The 1261-nt window shown below is 40.4% G+C and carries 2 protein-coding genes; both read right to left on the bottom strand.

Features of this window, described 5'->3' with window-relative positions:
* Positions 1–492 (bottom strand): retropepsin-like aspartic protease (locus tag J5224_RS28450; protein ID WP_264628457.1); only part of this gene is annotated, 492 nt, incomplete at its 3' end.
* A 390-nt stretch (positions 493–882) separates the two neighbouring features.
* Positions 883–1261, bottom strand: a 379-nt coding sequence (locus J5224_RS28445) for a hypothetical protein (RefSeq protein WP_264628456.1), incomplete at its 5' end; no start/stop codon positions are given.

Genomic DNA, 1261 nt, shown 5'->3' with positions numbered 1-1261 from the left:
CGCCTGATAATCCGATGCGGAGGGGAGCGTGTCGGAAATAATAACCTTTTTTTTGTCATTATCGACTTTCCAATTAAACCGCCTAAACGTATCAATACCGATGATACCGTCTATCTTTGTTCCCATCGATTGCGTCACCAGCGACAAATCGAGTGAAACCCATATGTCGCTGTCATTGATCTCTTGTGTGCCTACAGTAAAGGTGGTCGGTTTCAACAGGGTAAATTGATGGCCCTCCAACCGTCCAGAAACCGTCGTGACGTTTGAAAATTCCTGGCGATAATTCTGTGGGATTTCTGATGAAAGTAAGGGGCGTGTTATCGAATTCGCTATTTTTTCATCAATAACGGTTACGCTGGAGCCAGTATCAACGAGAAAATTTAATTTCTTGTTGTTTATCATGACTGGGATGACAATGTCATCTTCTATATTCGTTTCAAGAACGGTCCCGGTTTTTTTAGTATTTTGTGTTTCAAGCTGGTCTTTTTCCAAATAATCGCATCCTGTCACGCTTGATATACAAAGTAATATTGATGCTATTTTGGTTGTTTTTTCGTGACTTAGAGGCATTTTCATTCCTTTATAGTTGCTGTGTTTTCTGGAAATTCTATTGTTGTTAATTTAAACGAAATATAAACAATGTTTTGGTTTGCGAGAATTGGACATATTTTTAAGTATAATGCGCAGCCTTGGTTGGGAGGCGTGCGATATGGCAAGGGAATGCTTTTTAATGTTGAAATCATTACCGCTTATCAGAAATTTTTAAGCAAGCACTCCTCTTAAAAAAAGTAATATTTACTCTACGTCGATCGCCTTGAATCGCTTGTTCAAAAGAAAGAGAATCGTGTAATGCAATTGAAGTATTTGGTTTTTGTCCTTTTCTTATCCTCTGCAATAGCAGGCACCGGGCCGGGAAATTTTCATGAAGAGAAAGACAGTGCAAACGTTAATGACTACGGTGACGACGCTATCGACAGAGGCGAGAACCTCAGCGGTATCAAGAACGACTATTTTATTACCACCGTCGGTGTGCAATACAGGTTCTAAACCCGCTGGCCGGACGAATCGTCCGGCTTCTCCCTCCGCCACCCAAGTTTTATCTTTCCTAAAACGCCTTCCCTGAGTCTGAAACTCGGCTATGTGACATAAGATTATAATATTATCCATTTTTATTATTTCCTGATTGCCGCGCGGACTGTTAGCTTGCTGACTAACAAAACGTATAAGGGTGATAAGGGAAATGGTGAAAAAACAAGTTGTT

The organism is Candidatus Symbiopectobacterium sp. NZEC135 (assembly GCF_025962695.1).
This window is presented reverse-complemented; position numbering and strand designations above follow the sequence as displayed.